Origin of the sequence: Anaerocolumna sp. AGMB13025 (genome assembly GCF_029689925.1) — a bacterium.
GTDB lineage: Bacteria > Bacillota > Clostridia > Lachnospirales > Lachnospiraceae > Anaerocolumna.
Genome location: NZ_CP121445.1, coordinates 1,318,611 through 1,342,649 on the forward strand (window position 1 = coordinate 1,318,611; position 24,039 = coordinate 1,342,649).

21 protein-coding genes are annotated in these 24,039 nt (G+C 37.3%); 19 read left to right on the plus strand and 2 right to left on the minus strand.

Annotated elements, in window-relative coordinates:
• Nucleotides 1-155 precede the first annotated feature (155 nt).
• A complete protein-coding gene (locus QA584_RS05535) occupies nucleotides 156-1,430 on the minus strand; it encodes a metallopeptidase TldD-related protein (protein WP_278273511.1) in 1,275 nt (424 codons plus the stop codon).
• A 54-nt stretch (nucleotides 1,431-1,484) separates the two neighbouring features.
• On the minus strand, nucleotides 1,485-2,915 hold the full coding sequence (locus QA584_RS05540; protein WP_278273512.1) for a TldD/PmbA family protein: 1,431 nt from the start codon (nucleotides 2,913-2,915) through the stop codon (nucleotides 1,485-1,487).
• A 356-nt stretch (nucleotides 2,916-3,271) separates the two neighbouring features.
• On the opposite strand from QA584_RS05540, the gene QA584_RS05545 reads away from it, so the two are divergent.
• The 19 genes from QA584_RS05545 to QA584_RS05635 all read left to right on the plus strand — a co-directional run bounded on the left by QA584_RS05545 (nucleotide 3,272) and on the right by QA584_RS05635 (nucleotide 24,038).
• Entirely contained in the window at nucleotides 3,272-4,660 is a 1,389-nt protein-coding gene (locus QA584_RS05545; RefSeq protein WP_278273514.1) for a hypothetical protein, read from the plus strand.
• Between the two features lie 14 nt (nucleotides 4,661-4,674).
• Entirely contained in the window at nucleotides 4,675-5,034 is a 360-nt protein-coding gene (locus QA584_RS05550; protein WP_278273515.1) for a DUF7674 family protein, read from the plus strand.
• 652 nt (nucleotides 5,035-5,686) lie between these two features.
• On the plus strand, nucleotides 5,687-6,562 hold the full coding sequence (locus QA584_RS05555) for an ADP-ribosylglycohydrolase family protein (RefSeq protein WP_278273516.1): 876 nt from the start codon (nucleotides 5,687-5,689) through the stop codon (nucleotides 6,560-6,562).
• A gap of 177 nt (nucleotides 6,563-6,739) precedes the next feature.
• Nucleotides 6,740-7,018, plus strand: coding sequence for a hypothetical protein (locus QA584_RS05560; RefSeq protein ID WP_097005193.1), 279 nt, complete (start codon nucleotides 6,740-6,742; stop codon nucleotides 7,016-7,018).
• An 89-nt stretch (nucleotides 7,019-7,107) separates the two neighbouring features.
• Nucleotides 7,108-7,563: a hypothetical protein gene (locus QA584_RS05565; RefSeq protein WP_278273517.1), complete on the plus strand. Its 456-nt coding sequence runs from the start codon at nucleotides 7,108-7,110 to the stop codon at nucleotides 7,561-7,563.
• A 104-nt stretch (nucleotides 7,564-7,667) separates the two neighbouring features.
• Nucleotides 7,668-7,943, plus strand: coding sequence for a DUF1871 family protein (locus QA584_RS05570; RefSeq protein ID WP_278273518.1), 276 nt, complete (start codon nucleotides 7,668-7,670; stop codon nucleotides 7,941-7,943).
• 224 nt (nucleotides 7,944-8,167) lie between these two features.
• The gene (locus QA584_RS05575) at nucleotides 8,168-8,566 is read left to right on the plus strand and encodes a hypothetical protein (RefSeq protein WP_278273519.1); all 399 of its coding nucleotides are present in this window, start codon (nucleotides 8,168-8,170) and stop codon (nucleotides 8,564-8,566) included.
• Nucleotides 8,567-8,998: 432 nt separating this feature from the next.
• Nucleotides 8,999-10,423: an N-acetylglucosamine-specific PTS transporter subunit IIBC gene (gene nagE / locus QA584_RS05580; protein WP_278273520.1), complete on the plus strand. Its 1,425-nt coding sequence runs from the start codon at nucleotides 8,999-9,001 to the stop codon at nucleotides 10,421-10,423.
• 457 nt (nucleotides 10,424-10,880) lie between these two features.
• Nucleotides 10,881-11,234, plus strand: coding sequence for a GntR family transcriptional regulator (locus tag QA584_RS05585; RefSeq protein WP_278273521.1), 354 nt, complete (start codon nucleotides 10,881-10,883; stop codon nucleotides 11,232-11,234).
• Entirely contained in the window at nucleotides 11,227-11,925 is a 699-nt protein-coding gene (locus tag QA584_RS05590) for an ABC transporter ATP-binding protein (RefSeq protein WP_278273522.1), read from the plus strand. The genes QA584_RS05585 and QA584_RS05590 overlap by 8 nt, the downstream gene beginning before the upstream one ends.
• A complete protein-coding gene (locus QA584_RS05595) occupies nucleotides 11,918-12,607 on the plus strand; it encodes a hypothetical protein (RefSeq protein ID WP_278273523.1) in 690 nt (229 codons plus the stop codon). Before QA584_RS05590 ends, QA584_RS05595 begins: the two co-directional genes overlap by 8 nt.
• A gap of 205 nt (nucleotides 12,608-12,812) precedes the next feature.
• Complete coding sequence (gene licT, locus QA584_RS05600; protein WP_278273524.1) at nucleotides 12,813-13,646, plus strand: BglG family transcription antiterminator LicT; 834 nt, start codon at nucleotides 12,813-12,815, stop codon at nucleotides 13,644-13,646.
• 153 nt (nucleotides 13,647-13,799) lie between these two features.
• Nucleotides 13,800-15,962 carry a PTS transporter subunit IIABC gene (locus tag QA584_RS05605; protein ID WP_278273525.1) on the plus strand — a complete coding sequence of 721 codons (2,163 nt, stop codon included), beginning with the start codon at nucleotides 13,800-13,802 and terminating at the stop codon, nucleotides 15,960-15,962.
• Nucleotides 15,963-16,105: 143 nt separating this feature from the next.
• Nucleotides 16,106-16,363 carry an HPr family phosphocarrier protein gene (locus QA584_RS05610; RefSeq protein ID WP_278273526.1) on the plus strand — a complete coding sequence of 86 codons (258 nt, stop codon included), beginning with the start codon at nucleotides 16,106-16,108 and terminating at the stop codon, nucleotides 16,361-16,363.
• A 19-nt stretch (nucleotides 16,364-16,382) separates the two neighbouring features.
• Complete coding sequence (gene ptsP, locus QA584_RS05615; RefSeq protein WP_278273527.1) at nucleotides 16,383-18,020, plus strand: phosphoenolpyruvate--protein phosphotransferase; 1,638 nt, start codon at nucleotides 16,383-16,385, stop codon at nucleotides 18,018-18,020.
• Nucleotides 18,021-18,534: 514 nt separating this feature from the next.
• On the plus strand, nucleotides 18,535-19,314 hold the full coding sequence (locus tag QA584_RS05620) for a hypothetical protein (protein ID WP_278273528.1): 780 nt from the start codon (nucleotides 18,535-18,537) through the stop codon (nucleotides 19,312-19,314).
• Nucleotides 19,315-19,505: 191 nt separating this feature from the next.
• A complete protein-coding gene (locus tag QA584_RS05625) occupies nucleotides 19,506-20,081 on the plus strand; it encodes a TetR/AcrR family transcriptional regulator (RefSeq protein WP_278273529.1) in 576 nt (191 codons plus the stop codon).
• Between the two features lie 81 nt (nucleotides 20,082-20,162).
• Complete coding sequence (locus QA584_RS05630; protein ID WP_278273530.1) at nucleotides 20,163-21,449, plus strand: MFS transporter; 1,287 nt, start codon at nucleotides 20,163-20,165, stop codon at nucleotides 21,447-21,449.
• A gap of 93 nt (nucleotides 21,450-21,542) precedes the next feature.
• Entirely contained in the window at nucleotides 21,543-24,038 is a 2,496-nt protein-coding gene (locus QA584_RS05635; RefSeq protein WP_278273531.1) for a PEP/pyruvate-binding domain-containing protein, read from the plus strand.
• Nucleotide 24,039: the final 1 nt, after the last annotated feature.

Sequence of the window (24,039 nt, forward strand, 5' to 3'; positions counted from 1 at the left end):
GCTGCGGTTCCTCCATGGGACTTATTAGTTATAAATGATTTATAAGATTAAACAAATGTTGCTAAGTCTGTGGCGAATCATTGAACTGATCTTTATGGAATAGTCCATTACCAGATAACCAAATAAATAGTCTACTTAAACTTCATCTGATTACATTATGCTCCGGCTACACTTACCTTTTCAAGTTTTACGGCAAAGGGTCCTTCGTAGCCTTTTTCAATCTGCATATCTTTTGAAAATACCAGATTCTTTTGTGCTTCTAAGAGATTGCCGTTAATGGAACCACCGGTTACCGGTATGACAGTATTGCCATCGGATAAAAATGCCAGCCGTATTTCACCTGCAAAATGCCCGGAAAAGGTATCCATCTGAAAATCTGAAAAATTAACTACATGAAGATACTTGCCTGTTTTCATATCAGAAAAAGCTTCCGTACCGCAAGGAACACGAAAACTATCATAAATACCGGTAGGCTCCGTACCAAGGTAGTAGGAAAACCGGCTGTTTCCGTGAATGGTCTTTAGAACGCCATCCTTTAAAAGTGTACGGTCTGTCATTGGGATTCCTTCACTGCTGAAAGGTTCGCTGGCAGTTAAGGTAATAGTAAGAAGTTCTCCGGTGACCTCTTCTCCCTGAACCTGGCTACCGACCTGATAGTTGGAGTATTTTGGGTATATCATACTGGCGGAGGAGCGGTCTAAATAGTATTCAAAGATATCCTTTACATAGGGACCGGAAAGCAGTACCGTATAATCTCCGGCGGCAGGTGCGGTTTCAGCCTGTGCTCTGGCCCTGGTCATTTCAAGAGTCTGTTTTACTTTAGCCTGCAAGGCTTTCGCATCCAGATTTTCATAGTAGAAATCTTGATAGGTTTCAACATCCTGAGGAGCGATACACTGAACAACAAATTCTCCTTTCACGATATTTTTTTCATAGCTCACATCAATTCCCTGGGAGTTAACAATATGGCAGACGGTTTTTTCTGCGAATAATTCTGCGGAATTTAAGAAAGTATCTTCTGCGGTATCTTCTGCAAATAAGGCTTCTGCCATCTTCTTGGCATTATCTGCCAGGGAATTTTGACTTAAGGTACTTTTCATTACAACCATATCCTTCTTTTCGCCACTGGGCAGTTCATAATAGGGATTACAAACAAAGGAAGCAGCAAAGAATGCTTTTTTCAAGGTTTCATTTACTTCTTCTTCGGTCATTCCCAAGTGGATGCTTACCGTGGAGGAACCCCGCATGGGAGTACCATCCTTTTCAAAATCCTGGTAAACCGTTATGCTGTACTTGTGAACGTCTTTCTGGCGTCTCATATCAAGACGTTTCTTAATAAAAAACAATTCAACGGTTTCTTTACTGTTCTCATTAATTAAATAAGTTGTTATGTTATTCTGCTTTAGGGCAGTTAATATTTTATGTAACAAGATTCACCATTCCTTTCTGTGATTTATAGCTTTCCTCGTAAATTTATTAAGGGATTAACCCAGACGAATTTTAGCTTTTATATAGGGACCGCCGTCAGAAACCTTGACCCATTCTTTATATCCTTTACCGCAGAAACCGCCGCCTCCAAGTTCCATAGTATCAGAAATCATGGAGATAGATTTTAATAAGTCAGGTACATAGCCTGTTAATACAATAGGAGAATAAATTTTGCCGGTGAGTTTTCCGTCCTTAATCTCCCTGGCGATATTTACCATACATTGAATTCCCCAGTTCTTCGGGTCTTCCATACCGCTGCTGGCATTTTCCAAAAGATAGCCCTGTTTAATGGAAGCAATCATATCTTCGACTTTATCCGTACCTGCTTCAAAATAGGTATTGGTCATACGGGTATAGGCTTTTCTTTCGTAACTTTCACGCCTGCCGTTACCGGTAGGAATCGTCGACAGATGCATGGCAGACTGGCTGTCACTGATTCCACGCTTTAAGATGCCTTTTTCTATAATAATGGTATCCTGTGCCGGTACCCCTTCATCATCAAACAAAAAGGTTGCAGTTTCCTGTACAGGGGAAGCTCCGTCATGCATGGTAATAAGAGGAGAGGCTACATATTCACCAATATACTTTTGGGCCAGGGCACGGTTCTTAACAAACATATCCATCTCGACGCCATGACCAAAGGCTTCATGGACAATCATTCCCGTTACCTCCGGAGTGCAGATGCATTCATATTCACCCGGTGTAATGGTTTCACTCTCAAGAAGCTCTAACGCGGTAGAAGCCACACTACTTAAGCCCTGTTCCATTTCCTGTAACAGCTCTGTACCGCCAAGACATGAGTAACCTTTAAAGTTATACTTAAGTTCTTCCCCTCTGGAGGCCATAACCATAAGACTCCCTGTTGTCCATAGAATATTCTGTTCCATATCCTTATTCTTTGACAGGAATAACTTGTGGTATTGCTGGTATCTGCAAGAGGCGGAACAATCCAGGATCTTTTCGTCAAAGGTCCTTCCGGCTTCGCTGATTTTCGTAAGCAGTGCAATAATTTTTTCATCTCCAAGTTCTTCCGGGCTTTGTTGATAATCGGTACTTTCTACTAATATCTTAACTTCATCCGAAAGCTGTTTATATTCGCTTTCTGTAACGCCCTCAGGCAGATAGTCTTTTAACGGCATCAGACTGTTTTTGATTTTGTCTGGTATCTCAGACAGGGAGGCTTCTGTTATTTCATTAAAGGAATATTCCCCATAACTTTTACCGTCATAAACCTTTACTACAAAACCTCTGCCGTTTAATACATCATCCTCTGATATGACCGTTCCGCGCTTTGACACGCTGTATACCATAGCTTTTGAATCAGAGGCAAGTATAGAAGCATAACTGTAATCCGCAAGAAGACTGTTTAATAAGGTTTTTAATAAGGGTTTAACCTGTTTCAAATAATCACTTGATTTTACTTTCATTCTGATTAACCTGTTCCTTTCTTGTATACTGGTTAAATATATAATTATTGCCGTGGAAAATGTGCCACGGCAGTATAGTTAACGGCAATATTAATCCGTTTGACGTATTAATTATAGAGTAAGAGGAAGATAATGTCAACCTTGAAGCCAAAGTAGAACCACGGCTCCAAGGTTAACTTATTATATTTTTATTCAATCTGCGCCGAACATTATCAAATTTAAATAAATTCTGTCATATTAGTTGTAGTATTTAGTTTATCTTTATTGAAACATTTTTTTAACATATGTTTCAAATAAAAAGTAATAAATCTGAAAAAACAAAATACGAAAAGCGAGGAAATGAGGTAATATCTTCTATGTCAGATTTTATATTAGAGTATGATATCCTTGAATCAATTGCAAAATATTCCAATGCTTTGGGAAAACGGGCAGAAGAATATAAAGAAAGCCTGGAAAAGAGAATGTTGAGCGGAATTGGAAATATTACCGGACCGTCTTCTAGGTATTTATTGGATGCAAGTGATTCAGTTCGTGATAAGATGAATGAGCTGAAACAAAAATCTGAAACTTTTTATAACTTTGCAAAACAAATAGTAAATCTTCTTGTAATTGCAGAGCAGATTGACCAAGAGGTAGCAGATGCCATTACGGCTCAAAGGGAATATCTTCTGGAGCATCATGAGTCTCTAAGGCTTCAGAATTTTAAAGTTAAATTACTGGAGTTGCTAATAGAAATTGAAAATCTTATTCCACTTTTATCAACAATTGCAGCTTCTCTGCGGGAGTTGGAGGTGAAACAGGAATCACTTGAAGAGACCATTAAGAATTGGTATAAAAAGCCGGGTAATGTATTCAGTGATCTGGTAAAGACAGAAACTACTGCCTGGACATTATTTTGCAGGAAAATTGATGGACAGGATTTTTCATACTTGAAAAATACAAAACAGAATGATAAGGTAGATTACGAGGAGAGAATAAAGCAGTATTATAATAATCCAATGAGGCAAAGACCAAAGAAATTTCGCGTGGGTTATACATATTATGAATGGGACTTATATAATGCTAAAAAAGCAAATAATCCTATAGAAGCTGCCATATATATGGGCAAGTACTTTTGGGATAGATGGCCGGGATTATTCGGGCAGTATATGACGCGAAATGCCGAAAACTCAGGCATCGATACAGAATGGGCAAAGATAGCAGGTGATTTTTCATCGGGTATTTTTCTTGAAGGTTTTATGGCGATAACTGTAAATGGTGTTAAGGCATTTAAAAACTTAAGGACCGGAGAAATTGTATATGGTGATACTGTCCTTGGAAGTGGGATGGGTAGTACGACAAAAGGTACAAAGGCCGGTTCTGGAGCTATAGAAGAAACTGGTGCTAATGCGGTTAAGGGGGCGGGTAAGCCTTTTAGTGTAAATGAAACTACTAAACTTTTAGATGATATGCCTGAATTGATTGGTTCTACTAGAGAAAAACTACTATCTGCGATTCAAAATAAAAAGCTAAGTGAAATAGTAAAGGAACTTTATCGGCGAGCTGCAACGACCGGTGATGGAGGGACGGCCTCTAGACTGATGGAAGAGTTTTATCAGGGTTCATCAGCACACTTACAAAAATCAATTGAAAGAGTAAAACAATTAAATGATCTAATTAGTTCTGGAAAATTAGGACTAAATGACCTAGACATTGCAGAGGCATTAATAACTGATCTAGAAAATGCAATAAAACTATTTGAATAAAGGAGCCAAGTATTATGAGTAAAGAATCGAAAGAGTTTATCCAAGAGATGCTTAAATTTTTCCCCTCAACGTATAACTCTTATGAAGAATCAGTTAGTCGTTTTGGTGAAGTATTAGAAACTGTAATAATTGAAGATATTTTTATGCCTGAGATAATCAAACTTTTGAGAGAGGGGGAGAACATTAAACTGATAAAAAATATCTTTAATTACTTTGAAGAGGTATCTAACTGTGGGGATAGTCATCTGATTAATATTTTTTCAATAACAGTGTTAGAAATTTTAGTGGATGACAGAGATATCTTAGACATTGCACAGAAATACATAGGACCAAAAACAATGGGACTTTTCGATGAAGTAATTCAGGGAATATGAATACCTAACTATTGCTTGAAATTGAATAAACCATAAGGTGAAACGGGAGTTGATAAAAGATTAATTATCTATATCACCTGCCCTTGTACTGGGTTATAGAATAAGATAAGGAAAACCAATATAAGCAAATTGACCTATATAGATTTATATTTTTGTAGTATTTTGTACCCAGATATTAAGAAAACATGTGGTTTTTTATATATACCATATCATTAAATACCGGTCCCTGCTTAGCCAGATTTTCTTGTAAATATAAGCTTTTAAGCCGTATTAATGGTGTGGTAAATTTTTATATATAAGTATTTCTTATGTGTTTTCGCTTATAAAGCCTTTATAAGACTCTCTTGAGTTTCCGTAAACTGTAACTTAAAGATAAATAAATTCCACTAAAGTGCCAATCTACCGTTTTTCGGATTGTATAAGAGTGGCAGTTCATGGATTAGAGGCACTTTAATAAGCCCTGCCTGAAACCGGACTTTGAGAGAAATATTTTTTTGTCTATCTAAGCGATTAGCTTAAAGCAGAGTTGACGGTATGCAGGACGTTTTGTCCTGAACCAAAGCCTGACGCCTTCTTTTGCATATGATAGTATGCCAGAGATGCCTTTTGCCAATCGGTAATATTTGGATTTTGTATTGGTGACATGTTAGGAGTGCCAGTAGAATTTTCAACAAGAGATGAGAGAGACAATGATGAAGTAAAGGAGTTAAGAGCTTATCGAACCTATCATCAGCCATTTGGTGCATGGTCGGATGATACTTCGTTGATGTTAGGCTTAATAGATGCTTTTAATAAAGGATTTTCTATGGATAAGCTAGCTGAAAATTTTGTCAGTTATTATAAAAACGGTAAATTCACTTCAAATGGCGAGATGTTTGATATTGGAATTTCTACTCGAAATGCAATAGAAAAAATTATTCAGGGAGTGGAGCCTGTTAAATGCGGGGGAAATTCAGAAGAAGATAATGGAAATGGTTCACTGATGAGAATATTACCGTTTGCATATTTGGAAAATAAATATAACGAAGAGCAGATTGTTAAATTAGTGGAAAATGTTTCTTCAATAACTCACACACATAATAGGTCAAAGCTTGCATGTATTATTTATATAGAATTGGCGTCACAACTTATTCAGGGTAAAGAAAAATTAGAGGCTTATGAAGAGACTATAGAGTTTATAAGCAAGAACTGTAGTGAATTTTATTTTAACGAGTTTATAAATTTTAAAAATATTTTAAATAAAAATATTATTAATTTTAGGCGAGAGGAAATAAAATCAACAGGATATGTTGTTGATACACTAGAAGCAGTTTTATGGCTGTTTCTCAATAAAAATTCATATGAAGAAATGGTCCTTGGAGCAGTAAATTTAGGCGGAGATACAGATACGATTGCTGCAATTGTTGGTGGAATTGGTGGAATTTATTATGGGTTTAATACAATCCCAAACAGATGGGTGCAAAATGTTGAAAGAAAAAGCGAAATAAAAGAAATGATAAAAGTTTTTCTAAAAATAATTAGTGATTAAGACGAACAGGAGGCAATAGCAATCCAAACAGTTTTATGGCAATAACCGTAAATGGAGTACGGGCATTTAAAGAAAAGAAGTTGGTACAAAAGGTGAAACGTTAATTAAAATAGTTATTTCAGAAGATGGTGGAATGCTTAGCGCATATCCAGTTAAATAGACCATGAGGTAAAATATATGAATGTAATGGAAGGATTTTTGCAATCAGAAATTAATACACAAGAATTGTATGAGGAAATAATGAATTTTATAACTTCATATCATGTTAGAAATGGTGAGTTTGAGGGAAACGAATATATAATAAAAAAAATGGATCAGACAAACTTTATCATATTTCCTGAATATGAGGATGAAGATGGAGAACGTGAAATCCATGCGGCTGAAGCTGTATATAGAGAAAATTTGATAAAAAGAATAAATGAATATGCTTCGAAAAAAAACATAATAATACATTAAAAAATATTTCCAATTCGTATACACCACCAAACAGAGAAAAAATCTCAGCTTGGTGGTGTTCTAGAATAATAGCTATAAGGAGAAGTACTATGGATTTTGAATTGTTGTTATTTAGTAAGAAAAATCAAAAAGATTATGCTTATTATTTAATGAAAATTTTAGAAAAAAAATTAAATATTCATTTCAAATCAATTGAAGACCAAGATTCAATTAACTTATGTCTTGACTGTATGACTATCTCGGTAGATTTAGAAGAAGAGGTCGGGCTAGAGGTTTTTGAAGAAGATTTTAACTTTGTTGCAGATACATGTGCACGAATTCAAGTGTTTAGTCAGTTTAGAGATCAGGCTTTAGTGATACTTTTTAAGACTATAAATGAAATTGTTAAGAATACAGATTACAATTTACTCTTAATTGGAGATGGCTCAAACTTAATTTTAGAGAAAAAAAACAATAATTACTATACGTCATATCTTGATGACTACTACTATTTTAAAATTCCTTTCGAGTTACTTGGAGTTAAAATTGAAGAAATAAAAAAGTAAAAGCCATAATTAGTTTAGCGGCATATGCCTCATAAGTAAATTAATTACAGCATGGTCTAACAGCTATTTTGATGATGCTATGAAAGAAATAATAAAAGGGTTATTTGGATAATAAGAAAGAGAAGGTGATTTCTATGTTGTCAAAGGTTACAAAAGCTATTAAAGAATTCGATCCGTTAGACCTGTTACCTTATGCACCACCTGATGAATATGATTCTGAGATTAAAGAAATTATTTCCTTTTTGGAGAATAATAATGAGTGTAATTTAGATACATTATCCTATAAAATTTTTGACATTTTTAATAAAACGCTAGGTGATGATATTTTTGATAAATCAATTGAAGACTGCTATCAAGTAGCTCACGAAATTTTGGATTAGAGGTTGGAGGCGGACGGGGTAATACGGACGAAGAAAGATGCAAAAGTGATTTAATCATATACTTATCTTATATTTATATATTTAGGAGTTAAGAGATATATAACAATCCAAATCAATATTGTTATAAAGTATCATTTCGTTACTTAGGTGAGAAAGTTAATGATATAAATTATCCAATAGCAAAGTATATAAAGTTAGATACTAAATTGAGATGGGAGAAAAACATGGAGCAGTGGGTTGAAATAAGCAAAAATACTATACCAGTTGGAGAATATCAAGCCATAGTTAAGAATGGTGAGGATGCAGGATTATTAATCCAACTCGAAAGTAAAGAATTTATTGTCAATATCAATTTTGGAGCAGTATCAGGATTTAGGATGCTTGACGAGGGAATAGTAACGGAAGGGTTACTTGACGAAAATGAAGTTTCAAAATATAAAGAGGATAACTTTTCAAATATTATTTATAAAGTCAAAGAGGGTGAGTTTGGAAAATTAATTAGAAAAGTAAGTACAGGCTTATATGATGTTCTTGGTTTAGAGCATTACATAATAATAACAACCAACTATTTGATTGAAGTAATATCTAAATGGGAACCAAATATTGAAGTGATAAAAAAATAAAAATAAGAGTTTGCTAGACAAAACATCTATTAAACAGACGAGTTGCTTTCGGGTAATCGTCTGTTTTTGTCTTTGCTTATTATCCCCTTGCATTAATTCAACCTTGCAGATTGCTAAGCCTGCACTTTAAATAATAACTTGTTTTATGCATTAAACTTACGGATTAAGAATAAATATATAGTAGGGTTGTTACTGGTAAAGCAGGCAAGACCAAACATTATGACAGTTTACTGTTTCTTTCATGATGTTTGGTCTTTTTTTTATCAATGAGTTTGGTCGGTAAGAAAGAGAGGTGAGCAAATATTACGGCTTTCCAGGAATGAGAGAAAAGGGATAAAACAACAAGACGCATAGAAACAAGGGATAAAAGGTATGTAAATGCAATTTGGAATCAATCTGCTTGAAAGCAGAATTAAAAAGGAGGAGTTTACTATGATGAAATATTTACAAAGACTGGGAAGGTCCTTAATGCTGCCGGTAGCCGCACTGCCAGTGGCGGGAATCTTAATGGGAATTGGTTATTGGATTGATTCAAAAGGTTGGGGCTCCAATAATGTTATAGCTGCTTTTCTGGTTAATGGCGGGGGAGCCTTAATCAATAATATGGCACTGCTATTCGCCATTGGCGTTGCAGTCGGTATGGCAGACGATAAGGATGGAACTGCCGGTCTTGCAGGGTTAGTATCCTGGCTGCTCATTACGACTCTACTCTCAAGCGGGGCAGTCGCCATGTATACCGGGTCAGATGCAGACCCTGCTTTTGCGCATATTCAGAATCAATTTATCGGTATCTTATCAGGCTTAATCGGTGCTGCCTGTTATAACCGTTTTAAGAATGCAAAACTGCCGGATTATCTTGCCTTTTTTGGCGGTAAACGAAGTGTTGCCATTGTAACAGCATTTTTCTCCGTAATTGCAAGTGTAATTTTATTCTTTATATGGCCGGTGGTATATAATGCCTTGGTTTCCTTTGGTATTAGCATAACAGGAATCGGTGCCCTGGGAGCAGGTATTTATGCATTTTTTAACCGGCTGCTGATACCAATCGGTCTTCACCATGCGCTGAATACCGTATTCTGGTTTGATGTTGCAGGAATTAACGATTTGGGTAATTTCTGGGCAGGTACCGGAGAACTTGGTAAAACCGGAATGTATATGTCAGGCTTCTTCCCTATTATGATGTTTGGTCTGCCGGGAGGCGCACTGGCTATGTACCATACCGCCAAGACTAAAAACAAGAAAATGGCAGCAGGTTTCCTCTTTTCCGCAGCCCTATGTTCATTCCTTACCGGCGTAACGGAACCCCTGGAATTCTCTTTTATGTTTTTAGCTCCTGTTTTATATGTAATTCATGCCCTTCTAACTGGTATTTCAGCTGTCATTGTAGCGCTGCTTCCAGTAAGGGCAGGTTTTAATTTCAGTGCCGGTTTAATCGATCTTATATTGAGTTCTCACTCGCCCCTTGCACTGAATCCGTTTTTATTGGTGCCAATCGGTCTTGGTTTTAGCGTAGTGTATTATATTGTATTCCGTATAGTTATTAAATTATTTAACTTAAAAACACCTGGCAGGGAAGACGATGAAGAAGAGGAACTTAAGGTTTCATTAGCCGGTGATGATTATACTTCTATAGCAGCCATTATACTGGAGGGTCTTGGCGGCAAAGACAATATTGTTTCTGTGGATAATTGTGTTACCAGACTCCGTTTGGAGATTAAAGATTATACTCAGGTAAATGACAAAAAGATTAAGTCTGCCGGTGTGGCGGGCGTCATCAGACCAAGTAAAACCAGCATACAAGTTGTGATTGGGACTAAGGTTCAGTTTGTGGCGGATGAATTTAAAAAGTTGCTTTAATTCATAAGTTAATGGGATATAATTTTGAAGATTAGAGTTTTTTTTAGTTGCAGGAGGAAAACTTTGATAAAATCAGCTTTTATACTGTAATGGAAGGGCTTCCAAGCAGATTTTTAAACTGTTATTATCAAGGACTCACTCCTGCAATTTTTATGCAGAAAATATGACGGACTGGGTTTTTCTTATTTCAAAAAGAAACGGTTTATTTTATCATCCTTAGAGTGGGATATAACTGTCTCGCTGGAAAAATAGATATGTCGCTGAAAAAATGGAGCCGCTAAAAAAATGGAGTCGCAGAAAAAAACGGAGTCGCAGAAAAAAAATGGAGTTGCTTAAAAAAGAAAAAAAATGGAGTCGCTGAAAAATGAATTGACAATTGATGGGTCATATATTATACTCGGATTGTAATACATAAGTATAACAGTAATACGGATAGAAATATTTGAAAGGCAGCTATATGAAGTTTTACGATAATATTCCAATTTATATCCAAATAGCCAATGATATAAAAGAAAAAGTAATAAGCGGACAGTTAAAAGAAGCAGAGAAGCTGCCCTCCATCCGGGAGTACAGTGTGATGTATGAAGTTACTTCTCTTACAGTTCAAAGAGCGATGCAGCAACTAGAGGCAGACGGAGTTATAAGGACCAAAAAGGGTGTAGGCTGTTTTGTTATGGAGGAGAGCGCAGGAAGTCTGAAAGTTAGGATGGTCAGTGCCCAGATTAAGGAGTTTATAACCAGGATGAAGAGTATGGGGGTATCGGATGATACCATCTTAGTGTTAGTAAAGGAGGCATTAAGAAATGAGTAATGTAGTAACAGTTCAGAACTTATTTAAATCTTTCGGTAAAAACCGTGTACTACAGGATTTATCCTTTACCATAGAATCTGGAAGGGTAATCGGTCTTCTTGGTGAAAACGGAGTGGGAAAGTCTACTTTGATAAAAATTCTGGCGGATTTATATAAGGCGGATAAAGGTACGGTCTTAATTAATGGTAAGCCGGTGTCGCCCCTTACTCACGGTGATGTCTCCATTCTGTTGGAGAGTTCCAATCTGTATTACTGGATGACGGTTCTTCAAGCTATTGATTATTATTCGGATATGTTCATCAATTTTAAGAAGGAAAAGGCTGTTGCTTTGTGCAAAGAGTTGAACATAGATTTAAAGGGCTTTATCGCTAATTTGTCCAAGGGCAATCAGGAAAGAGTGCTGCTTATGCTGGCCCTTTCAAGGGAAGTTTCCCTCTATCTGCTTGACGAACCGGCAGGAGGACTGGATCCTGGAATTAAAAGGAGTATTATTCAGATTATTCTGGGGAATATTCCTGAGAATGCCACGGTTTTAATAGCAAGCCACCTTTTAAGGGATCTGGAGGAAATCTTTGATGAAGTTTACATATTTCATGATAACAGGATAGTAACGGCCACAGCGGATGATATCAGGGAAAAGTATCATAGCTCAGTCGAAGAATATTATCTGGAGGTAACACATAATGCTTAAGGTTATGAAATGGGAATTTATAAAACGCTCAAAAGAATATAGGATATTTTATTTCATATTATTCGCAATTATTGTTTTTAATCTGCTATTGCCGGTCCGGGCTGCGGATAAAGTGGATATCTTACTAATGATAAGTTCGTTGTATGGGGGCATGGTCTTACTTTATGCTGTTTTATATACAATAATCGGACCAGCGAAAGATCTTGGGAATCCGAATATTTACATGGAGAAAACAGCTGCCAAAAAAACCTGGGAAGTGTTTGGGGCTAAATTGATTAATAATTTTATTTACCTGAATATATTGTATTTAATGGATCTGGTGTTATCCTATGCTTTAAACAGGTTTTCAACAGAAAATATGCATTATCTGCAATTGGGGTTTAACTATTTTATCATATGTATTTTGGGGATATTACTTCCTTTGGAAGTGCTTTTTTTCTATCTTTTAGCTAAAAGTATCGTATTCACCAAAAATCATCCAACACTTGTCACCATCTTATTGTTTGTTATCGTATCTGCCCAAACCTCCAAATTATTAGAGGTACCCGCAGTTGAAACTGTATTAATTGACAGAGCGTTTATGAAACTAATATCTCTGGTGGTAATCTCTGCAGGGCTTTTCCTGGGCAGTTGCAGACTGTATGAAAAGCATTTTGATGTCGGAGTCAACCCCAACATGTAAATTACAAATAAAGATGTAAATTACAAATAAAGAAAAGATGTAGATTACAAATAAAGGGGTTGACAATACAAATATCTGATGTTAGAATACCGATGAAAGTTTATAGTAAGGATTGTGACTGTGCACACAGGCAAGACCGACTTAGTAATAGCAGAATATTACAGGTCAGGTCTTTTTTTCTTTATAAGGAATGCGAGGACGTAGGATGTATAAGATAACTAAAATAATTAATAACAATTTTGTATGTTCTGTGAATGAAAAAGGGGAAGAAGTTATTTTAAGGGGTCTTGGCATTGGCTTTGGTAAGAAGAGTAATGATGTGGCAGAGGAAAGTAAGATCGAGAAAATATACAGTATGTTTTCCCAGTCCATGCTGAATAAACTTCAAAGTTTGGTGGATAATATCCCCTTAGAGCATATTAAGGTTTGTACGGAAATCATTGATGAGATTAAACTTAAGTTGAATAAGAAACTAAATGAAAATATTTATATTACCTTAACTGACCATTTAAGCTTTGCTATCGAGAGACAGCGCTTAAAGTTAGAGTACAAGAATGCTCTCTTATGGGATATAAAGAAATTTTATCAAATTGAATATCAAATGGGTCTCCATGCCTTAGATATGATAAAGGAAAAACTTGGTGTAACGCTTATGGAGGATGAAGCCGGTTTTATAGCACTTCATATTGTCAATGCGGAACTGGATACCAACATAAGTGACATGATGAATATAACTGCGTTAATAACGGATATTTTGGAACTTACCAGAAATTATTACAAAATAGATTTCGATGAGGATTCTTTACATTTTGAAAGATTTATTACCCATCTGAAATATTTCGGTCAAAGATTATTCCAAAATAAAACGGTAAAAGATGATGATTTTCAGTTGCAGAAGATGATTAAAACAAGTTACAGTAAGGATTACCAATGCGCAGAAATCATAAACAGTTATATTAAAGAGAAATTTAACCGGGAACTCACCGGGGAAGAAATGATGTTTTTAACAATACACTTAAAAAGAATCACGATGAATTAACGATGGATTGTGACTGGTTATGCAGGCAAGACCTAATTAGCGATAATTGGGTCTTTTTTTCTTGCATGAGAAAATTCTTCGAACTTACCTATGCAAGAAAAAGCCTTCCAGCCAGACTCTTTATTCTTTTTTAAACTATGGAGGAAATCTTGAATGAAAGACAAGCTTTTTGGAGTACTACAACGTGTTGGCAGGTCCTTTATGCTGCCGATTGCTATTTTGCCTATAGCAGGTTTATTTCTTGGTATCGGAGGTTCCTTTACCAATGAGACCATGCTTGAGACTTATAACCTGATAAAATTCATGGGACCTGGAACCTTTGCCTATGCGCTGTTATCCGTACTTAAGGCAGCAGGAGCCATTGTATTTGATAATTTACCGCTGATTTTTTCAATGGGTGTTGCCATAGGTATGGCAAAAAAGGAAAAAGAAGTTGCAGCTTTATCCGGTGCGATTGCCTTCTTCATCATGCATGCTTCCATTGGTGCCATGATTGATATCAACGGAGGAAGTGAGGTCTTGTTAGCAGGCTCTACAGCCTCGGTACTGGGTATTAATTCCCTTCAGATGGGTGTTTTTGGTGGTATTATTGTCGGACTGGGAGTAGCGTCACTGCACAATCGTTTTTATAAAATTGAACTGCCCCAGGTGTTATCGTTCTTTGGTGGTACAAGATTTGTGCCGATTATATCGGCAGTAGTATATTTAGGTGTGGGGATTATTATGTTTTATATATGGCCAGTGGTTCAAAACGGAATTTATTCTGTGGGTAATCTGGTACGCAATTCAGGATACACAGGAACTTTACTATATGGGATAATGGAAAGAGCATTAATTCCCTTTGGTCTGCATCATGTATTTTATCTGCCGTTCTGGCAGACAGCGGTAGGCGGCAGTGCAGTAGTGGGCGGTCAGGTAGTGGAAGGCGCCCAGAATATTTTCTTTGCAGAGCTTGGCGCTAAAGATATCCTCCATTTTAATGTGGAAGCTACCAGATTCATGTCTGGTAAATTCCCCTTAATGATTTTTGGTTTACCCGGTGCTGCCCTTGCAATGTACCACTGTGCAAAGGACAATAAGAAAAAGATCGTGGGAGGATTATTGCTTTCCGCAGCTTTAACCTCAATTCTAACCGGTATCACAGAGCCAATCGAATTTACCTTCCTTTTTGTAGCACCGATCCTTTATGTCATCCACTCTGTCTTTGCCGGTGTTGCTTACATGTTAATGCATATGTTAAACGTTGGCGTAGGTATGACCTTCTCAGGGGGATTTATCGATCTGTTCCTGTTTGGTATCTTACAGGGCAATGCCAAAACTAACTGGATTAATATCGTTTTTGTTGGAATAGTATATTTCGTGGTTTACTACTTCCTGTTTAAGTTCTTAATCCTTAAATTTAATTTTAAGACACCTGGGCGGGAAGAGGAGGATCAGGAGACAAAATTATATACCAGAGCCGATGTCAATGCTGCCAGAGATAATAAAGCAAAAGCAGGGATTTCACCGGAGGATGTGGTATCATCCCTGATTGTAAGCGGTCTTGGAGGAAGCAGTAATATAAGCGATATTGATTGTTGTGCAACAAGACTTCGAATTACCGTACAAGATCCGAATATAATTAAAGAAGAAGAGCTAAAACAAAGCGGTGCTGCCGGAGTCATTAAAAGAGGAAATGGTGTTCAGGTAATCTACGGTCCCCGTGTTACGGTTATAAAATCCAATCTAGAGGATTATCTGACTCAGGGCAGTCAAACTGGGGCTACAGAATCAGATAGGAAGAAAAACGATGAGGAATCAAAACAAAGTAAGCCAAATAATGAGGAAATAAAGACAGGGGGAAAGGATATGAAGGAAAGCAAAGAAATTGTTATTTATTCACCAATTGAAGGAAATGCAGTAGATTTAGTGACGGTTGGTGACGGTGTATTTTCAAGCGGTATGTTAGGAGACGGTATTGCAATTGAACCAGTCCTTGGACGTGCGGTAGCACCGGTAGCGGGAACCGTATCCACGGTTTTTGAAACCAGGCATGCAATCGGAATTACCTCCGTGGAAGGTGCGGAAATATTAATTCACATCGGTCTTGATACGGTGCAGCTGAATGGTAAATATTATACTACCCATGTTCACACCGGGGACCAGGTTGAGGTTGGAGACCTTTTGGTGGAATTTGATATGGAAAAAATAAAATTGGAAGGGTATCCGGTTATTACTCCGGTTATTATTACAAATACGGCTGATTATAAAATGGTAAAACCATTAAAGGCTGTTCATGTGAAAGAAAAGGATGAACTTCTTAAGATTGTCAAATAATAGTGAAAGAATAAGCAATCAGTGAGGAGATTAAGGTTGAAAGAAAATAAAAGAGTAGAAAGGATGCCACATTATGATTCTTTCAACCAGTTATATTTGTGGCAGTATCGCAAGTAAACTTGCGATATGCAATGGGTGTAAAAATGAAGGAATTTAGTTATACCATAAAAGACGAACTTGGAATTCATGCCAGACCTGCCGGATTATTAGTGAAAGAAGCCGCCAAATATAAATCAACCATTACCATACAAAAGGAGGATAAATCCTCGGATGTAAAAAGATTATTTGGTCTTATGGGGCTAGGTGTCAGAAATGCAGATACCATAACTGTTACCGTTGAAGGTGACGATGAAGAAACTGCTTATGAGGCAATAAAGCAATTTTTTGACGCCAACCTTTAATCCAGGGAGGAGCATCATAATGTATGTATTAAAAGGAAAAAGTGTCTTCGGCGGAATTGCAGTGGGTAAAATTTTATTCTATAAGAAGCCGAAAGATAAAATCAAGCTTTATAAGGTAGAGGACAAAACGGCAGAGCTGGAACGTTTTAATCTTGCAAAAGAGATTTCATTCAAGCAGCTGGAGGAACTGTACGAGAAAGCACTGGCAGAAGTGGGGGAAGCCAATGCCATGATTATTCAGGTTCATCAGATGATGTTAGAGGACCTTGACTATCTGGAGTCTATTAAGAATATTATTCTGACCCAGGGAGTTAATGCAGAATACGCAGTAGGCGTTACCGGGGATAATTTTGCCCAGATCTTCTCTACTATGGATGATGAATATATGAAAGAACGTGCTGCAGATGTGCTGGACATTTCAAACCGTATTGTAAGGGTGTTAAGTAAAGAAGAGGATAATAAGATTCAATTCATGGAACCGGTTATTATAGCAGCCGATGACTTAGCACCCAGCGAAACCATACAGCTTGATAAAAATAAAGTACTTTCTTTTATTACCATGGAGGGCTCTACCAATTCCCACACTGCCATACTGGCACGTACCATGAATATACCGGCTGTAATCGGTATTGGTAAAGACCTGGCAGAGGAATTTGATGGTAAACTCGCCCTGGTTGACGGTTTTACCGGAACAGTCTATATTGAGCCAGAGGAAGCCATATTAAAGGAAATGGAAATCAAAAAACAAAAAGAGGAAGAGAAAAAAGCCCTGTTACAGGAATTAAAGGGCAAGGAAAATGTAACAAAAGACGGTAAGAAAATTAATATCTATGCCAATGTCGGAGGTACCTTAGACATTGGTGCTGTTCTGCTAAATGATGCTGGTGGAATTGGGCTATTCCGCAGTGAATTTCTCTATCTGGAGAAAGAATCTTTCCCAAGTGAGGAAGAGCAGTTTGCATCCTATAAATATGTGGCAGAAAGCATGGCTGGCAAAAAAGTAATCATCCGTACTCTGGATATTGGTGCCGACAAGCAGGTAGGATACTTTAATCTTCCAAGGGAAGAAAACCCGGCCTTAGGTTTCCGCGCTATACGTATCTGTCTTACGGATAAAGAAATCTTTAAGACCCAGCTCCGTGCCTTGTACCGAGCCTCCGCCTATGGCAATCTTTCTATTATGTTTCCCATGATAACATCTTTAGAGGAGGTTTTAGAAATCAAAGAAATCATAAAAGAAGTAAAAGCGGAACTAAAACAAACCGGAATCGGCTTTAAGGAAGACTTGGAAATTGGAATTATGATCGAAACCCCGGCAGCTGTCATGATTAGTGATGAACTTGCCCAAGAAGTGGATTTTTTCAGCATTGGAACCAACGACCTGACCCAGTATACCCTGGCAATAGACAGACAGAATCCTAAACTTGACAAATTCTATAATCCTCACCATAAGGCAATCCTTAAGATGATTCAGATCGCTGCCGACAACGCACATAAATATGGCAAATGGATAGGCATCTGCGGTGAATTGGCAGGAGACTTATCGCTAACAGAAACCTTCCTAAGGATGGGGATAGATGAATTATCCGTATCACCTGCCCTTGTACTGGGGTTACGAAATAAGGTAAGAGAAACCAATTTAAGTAAATCAATTTAAGTAAAATTAGCTTAATTGGATATATATTTTTGTAGTATTTTATACCTAGATTCTTAAGGAAATCTATAATTTTTTAAATATACCATATCATTACGTACAGACCTCTTGCTTAGCCAGTTTTTCGAGTAAATATAAGCAATTAAGCCGTACTAATTGTATGGTATATTTTTATACAAAAATATTTTATATGTGTTTCGCTTATAAAGCTTTCGCTGTCCCTGGATTTACAGGAAAAATATTCTATGATAAAATGAAATTGCCGGGGGTCACAAGAGGGGAGTTGTTTCATCAAATAAAAATTAACAAAGAAATCGTTTGGCACTTCAAGAAAATTTTTAGTGCCTGAAGAAATTTTTTCTGCTTGAAATAAACTTTTGGTATCAGAATACACCTTAGATGCTTACAAGTGTTAATTGGTATTTTACATAAGATAAGATTATTAATCAAGCAGTACCTGAACTCTGGTTAAGGAAAGGTAAGAGCTCAGGGGGTCAATAAATAGGAGGTTATACAAATGCAGACATTTTTTACACAAATGAATGAAGAATATATCAATAAACATTATCCAAAGCGTTCCGTATTTGCAGCAGTGAATAAATCAAATAAGAAAAATGGAGTAGGTGTCAATATACTCTGCGGTATTTTTGTGCTTATGTTTGGAGCGGGAATTGTTTGGAGTATAGGAAGACTACTGGAATATAAAGAAGCTGGGGAAAGCGATATGATGAGTACCGGTATCGTTATCCTTGGATTTTTTATTGTCATGCTTGTTCTCTCCTTAGTCCCTATCATAATAACGATAAAGCGGAATAGCCTGGGAGCTGAGGGTTTAATAAAGAAAAGTGCTAAAATTAGTGAATATAGTGAAAGTATAATACGTGAATTTGATCGTCAGGCATTGGAATCAGATAGTTATATCCTTGCTCTTACCAGTAAAATAAAAGCAGTGTTAATGGGACAGCGAAATGGGGTACTGACAAGAGATTTTATCTTTTTAGCTGATGCTAAAAATATAGTTATGAAACGCAGTGATCTTGTCGGAGCTTATCTGGTGGCACGTACCGTATATACGAATGGTAATAGCAATATACGAACGCCCCTTGAATATTTGACCGTTTCAATTATTTCGAATAAAGGAATCCAGACCTTGGCAGAAACTTCTTTAGAAGCCGGTAAAGCTCTCATAGCTATGCTAAAAGAGCAGAATCCAGAGCTTGATACGAATGATAGCGAAGTCATGAAAGAAACAGATTATAATAAATACTGGAAAAAGAGATTTGCGTCTCTTATATAATTTATTATGAGTAGCAGGTGGTCTAATTCCAAGTGTCTTTGGAAATTCATAGGTAAAGCTACTACATAGTTATATGGACCCAAACAAAAATATACCGGCAGCTTTTATAATTGATACTGGGATGCTAAACTCTTTCGTTATATATGATTTATGAAAGGGTTAAATATAAAATATAACTGGAGGTGAAGCCTTTGGGACGTCCTTATACGGAGGAAGAACGGGCAGAGTTAAAGATCAGGATAAAAGAACTTGCTGCTGACATGTTTATACAGCAGGGGTTTAAAGAATTTAGAATACAGCAATTAACAAAGCAAGCAGGCATTTCTCTTGGCGGCTTCTATACCTTTTACAAAGATAAAGAAGCTCTATACGAAGAAATTCTGCGGGATGAGAAAAATCGTATACGTAGAAAAATTCTAACTATAATAGAGGAAGAAAACCAAACACCAAACGATTTTTTTATGGATCTTGCCAAGGTTCTTTTAGATAAAACCACCTCAAACAAATTTTATACGAATGAATACAGCAGTTTGTTAGAAACCTTAGTCTGGAATGATGATCCTGTAACAGCAGAAGATAACTTGTATTTTATAAGACAGATTAGAAAAATATGGGCTGATAAGGGAATTGATATCTCTGCCTCCGATGAAGAATTAGCCTCAGCAGTAGCTATGTTAGCAATACTTTGTACGAATAAAGAGAAGATAGGAGCTGGTTTTGATTCGTGTTACCAGGTAATTGAAAAATTACTGCTGGACCAGCTCTAAATAATTTTTATTCAACCTATGAAAAATAATTGATATTTTCATAGGTTAATAGTATACTGTACCTAAAGGAGGTGTTGCGGCATGAATAAACCGAAAAGAACTGCGATACTTATTGGTCTTTTGCTTTGTATGGGTGCTTCAACTATTATGCAAACCTATTTCAGCAGTGCGTTACCATCAATTAGTAAGAGTTTCAAATCAGTTTCTTTTTATTCATGGATACATGGCAGCTATATACTGGCTTCATCCTCGGTTATTATCTTATCCAGTGGGTTGTGTCAAAGATTTGGTAACAAGAAAAACTTCATCATAGGTTCCATACTATTTGGCATAAGTACGGCAGCAGCCCCGTTTTGCAGTTCCATGCTCCACCTTGTTATCGTAAGAACTGTTATGGGAATAGGAGCAGGAGTAGTAGTGCCGGCAACTTATGGAATTATAAGTGAACAATTTGAGAAGGAAAAGTACTCAGCGGTTTTTGCGGCTTTTGCCGTTGTACAGATTATATTCAATGGACTGGGCAGTTTAGCTGGCGGTTATCTGCCCATAATTGCTTCCTGGCAGGTAATATTTTATATTTTGCTTCCGGTTGAACTACTTAGTTTCTGGTTGGTGCTTTACAATCTTCCTGAGAGTATTCCGGTAAACCAGACAGTATCCTTTCATCTTAGGAAGCATTTGCTTATGATACTTGGGATTTTGCTTACCACCTTAGGGATTGAAAAAGCCTATTATCAGCAATATCTATATCTGGTGCTCGGTGTAGTATTGCTTTTCTTTGTGGTAAGAAAGGATATGAAAAAAGATAATATACTGCTGCCAAAGGAATTTGCAAATGATTCTTTATTAAGAAATCTGTGTCTTCAGGTATTTTTGCTGGGAGCCTTTTATAATGTATGTCTTACATATCTGCCAAGTCTTATGCAGTTTTCTCTGGGCTTTGGTGCAGATGCCTCAGGAAGTCTGCTGGCGGTTTTTGTTGTTCTCATGGGTGTTGGAAGTGTTCTGGGAGGAGTGATTAAAATTGCAGAACGATCAGCTATATTACTTGGCTGGTTGGCGGGTTTAACAGGCAGCATCCTTATGCCGTTTATATTTCCCTTAGCAGTAGGACTGCTGGGCTTTGGTTCCGGTGTATTAATGTCTGTATTGTTGGGATATATCGCTGCCAGGACACAGAGCCATGGTGCCGGTGTAAATAGTACCGCTCATTTAATCCGTAATTTTGGCGGCAGCATAGGAACCATACTATTTCAGTTTTCACTGAAATTTACAGAAGAATATTACATTGGAGGCGTTTTGCTGCTGGTTTTATCAGGGGTGGTAGCAGCGTCCCTGTCATTTCGGTATAAAGCAATAACAAACTAAATGTAAGAGTAGATGGGCAATTGTAAATACAATGACAATATCTGAATTTTTAAAATTACCTAAGTAAGGTTTACTTAAAAGGAGGATTCAGCTATGAAATATATCAAAAGATTTGATGAAGTATCTATAAAAGATATATCTATCGTCGGAGGAAAAGGGGCAAATTTAGGTGAAATGTTTCAGGCAGGTCTTCCGGTTCCAAAGGGATTTTGTATAACTGCTAATGCATTTGATGAGTATATGATCCGAAATAGCCTTAACGATCAGGATTTTAATTCCAGCGGTAAGCTTGAAGCTTTCATAGCAGTGGGACAGATTTGGTCTGATCTTGAGCAGGAAATAACAGAAAGTTATGAAACCCTGGGACATAATATGAGAATTGCAGTCCGTTCCTCGGCTACTGCCGAGGATTTGCCGGAAGCCAGCTTTGCCGGGCAGCAGGAGACCTATCTTAATGTTGTTGGTAAGGAACAACTTATGACAGCAATTAAGAAGTGTTTTGCCTCCCTTTATTCCATTCGCGCCGTCACTTATCGGAAACAGGCAGACTTTGATTCTGTCAAAGTGTCTTTAGCAGTTGTAATTCAAATAATGGTAGAAAGTGAAATTTCCGGTGTTCTCTTTACGGCTGACCCAGTCAGTCAGGACAAGGAGCTGATGATGCTCAATGCCTCCTGGGGACTTGGGGAGGCAATTGTATCGGGAAAAGTGACCCCCGATATTTATATGTATAGTAAAAAGCAAAGAGGTATCACTGATAAAAAGCTGGGGGGCAAAGAGATTATTATCTGCTGCGGTACTACTGGTGTAGAGGAAAGAAAAACACCCCAGGAACAAAAAGACCGCTTATGTTTAAGTGACCGGCAAGCTCTTGAGGTTTTTGAAATGGGCAGAAAAGCAGAACAGCACTATGACAGCCCCCAGGATATCGAATGGGCTATTTCAAAGGGTAAACTCTATTTATTGCAGTCCCGTCCTATTACAACATTAAATAAAACGAAGGAGAGGCAGACAGAGATTAGCACTTCTTTGGCGGCGGTTCTAAGTAACTGGATTGAACATTGCCCTACCCCTCTTTATCCCTTGGATGTAGAGCCGTGTGCAATAGTAGATAAAGCAAAAGCAAAAGTTTTTCAGGAATTAGGTATTTCTCTTGGCAGTGATTTAACCATGGATGAAAAAGGCGTACTTTTCTTTTCGACAGCTAAGAAGCGGATTTCTCCCCGGATTGCAAAGGTTCCCTTTCTTATTCGGAGATTTACTAATTACAGCACCAATTCCGCCATCACTTCACAAAACTTCTTAAGGATTAAAAATAAGTTAAACGAAAAATCTGAGTTGGTCTTATCACAGCTATCAGTTTCTGAGTTGGTTTTACAGCTTAAAGAACTGATGGACCTTTCAGAAGAAATTGCCTATATACGTTTTCGGTATAATATTTTTCCTTCCGTGGCTGTTTCCAAGCTACTCTATCCGGTTTTGCACCGGATAGATAAAAGCATCAATGAATATGACTTATTAAGCAATCTGCCTTACAAGACCTGGGAGATGAATGCTGCATTAAGAAAACTTTCTATTTATATTCAGAATCATGCTGAACTGAAAGAAACCATAGCTTGCATGAACAGAACAGATAGTAATGCTACTAAGTATAGTAACCTTATTAAGGAAAGTAATACAAATAAGGATAGTAATGCTATAAAGGATAGTGATTCCATAAAGGATGGCATTGCCATAAAGGAGCATTTTCCTGATTTCTATGATTTATTGCAGAAGTTTTTAGAGGAATTTGGCTGGAAATCTAACAGCAGCTATTGCGCCTTTGGTTCCGTATCATGGAAGGAAGATATGTCTTCCCTGTTTTCTTTGATAAAAGTCCTTTTAAAGTCCGATAAAAAGGACACGGAAAATGGTAAGTATCAAACAATTCTTTCTAAGATTGATATGCATTATACAAAGAAGAAAGCCTCCAAAATCCGTACAAAAATTGAGGAAATACGTGGGTATCATGTGAATCGGGAAGAAAGTCTTTATCTGATAGAGATGTGCTATGGGCTGTCACGAAGAATCGCATTTGAACTTAATCTCCGGTTTCCGGATATATTTAATCAGCAAAAGGATATCCTCTATCTTACCTTATCAGAGGTATATGATCTGGCTGCCGGGGAGAAGGATTATAAAGACCGGATTGAGATAAGGAAAGCAAACCGTCCGCAAAACGAAAGGTTATGGGCTAATCTATCCCTTGGGGGACAGTTTGATAATAAAAATACGCTGAGAGGCATATCCGGGAACCGGGGACAATACCGGGGACGGGTCAGAAAAATAGTATCCTTACAGGAATTTGACAAAATGCAGCCGGAGGACATATTGGTCTGCCGATATACAGATCCATCCTGGACACCGTTGTTTGTATTAGCCGCCGCTGTCGTATCAGATACCGGAGGACCATTGTCCCATAGTGCTATCGTAGCAAGAGAATATGATATTCCGGCTGTTTTAGGCTGCGGGAATGCAACCGAGGTATTACAGGATGGACAGGAAATTGTGGTGGATGGTGATAAAGGGGTTGTACGGATAATTTCTTAAT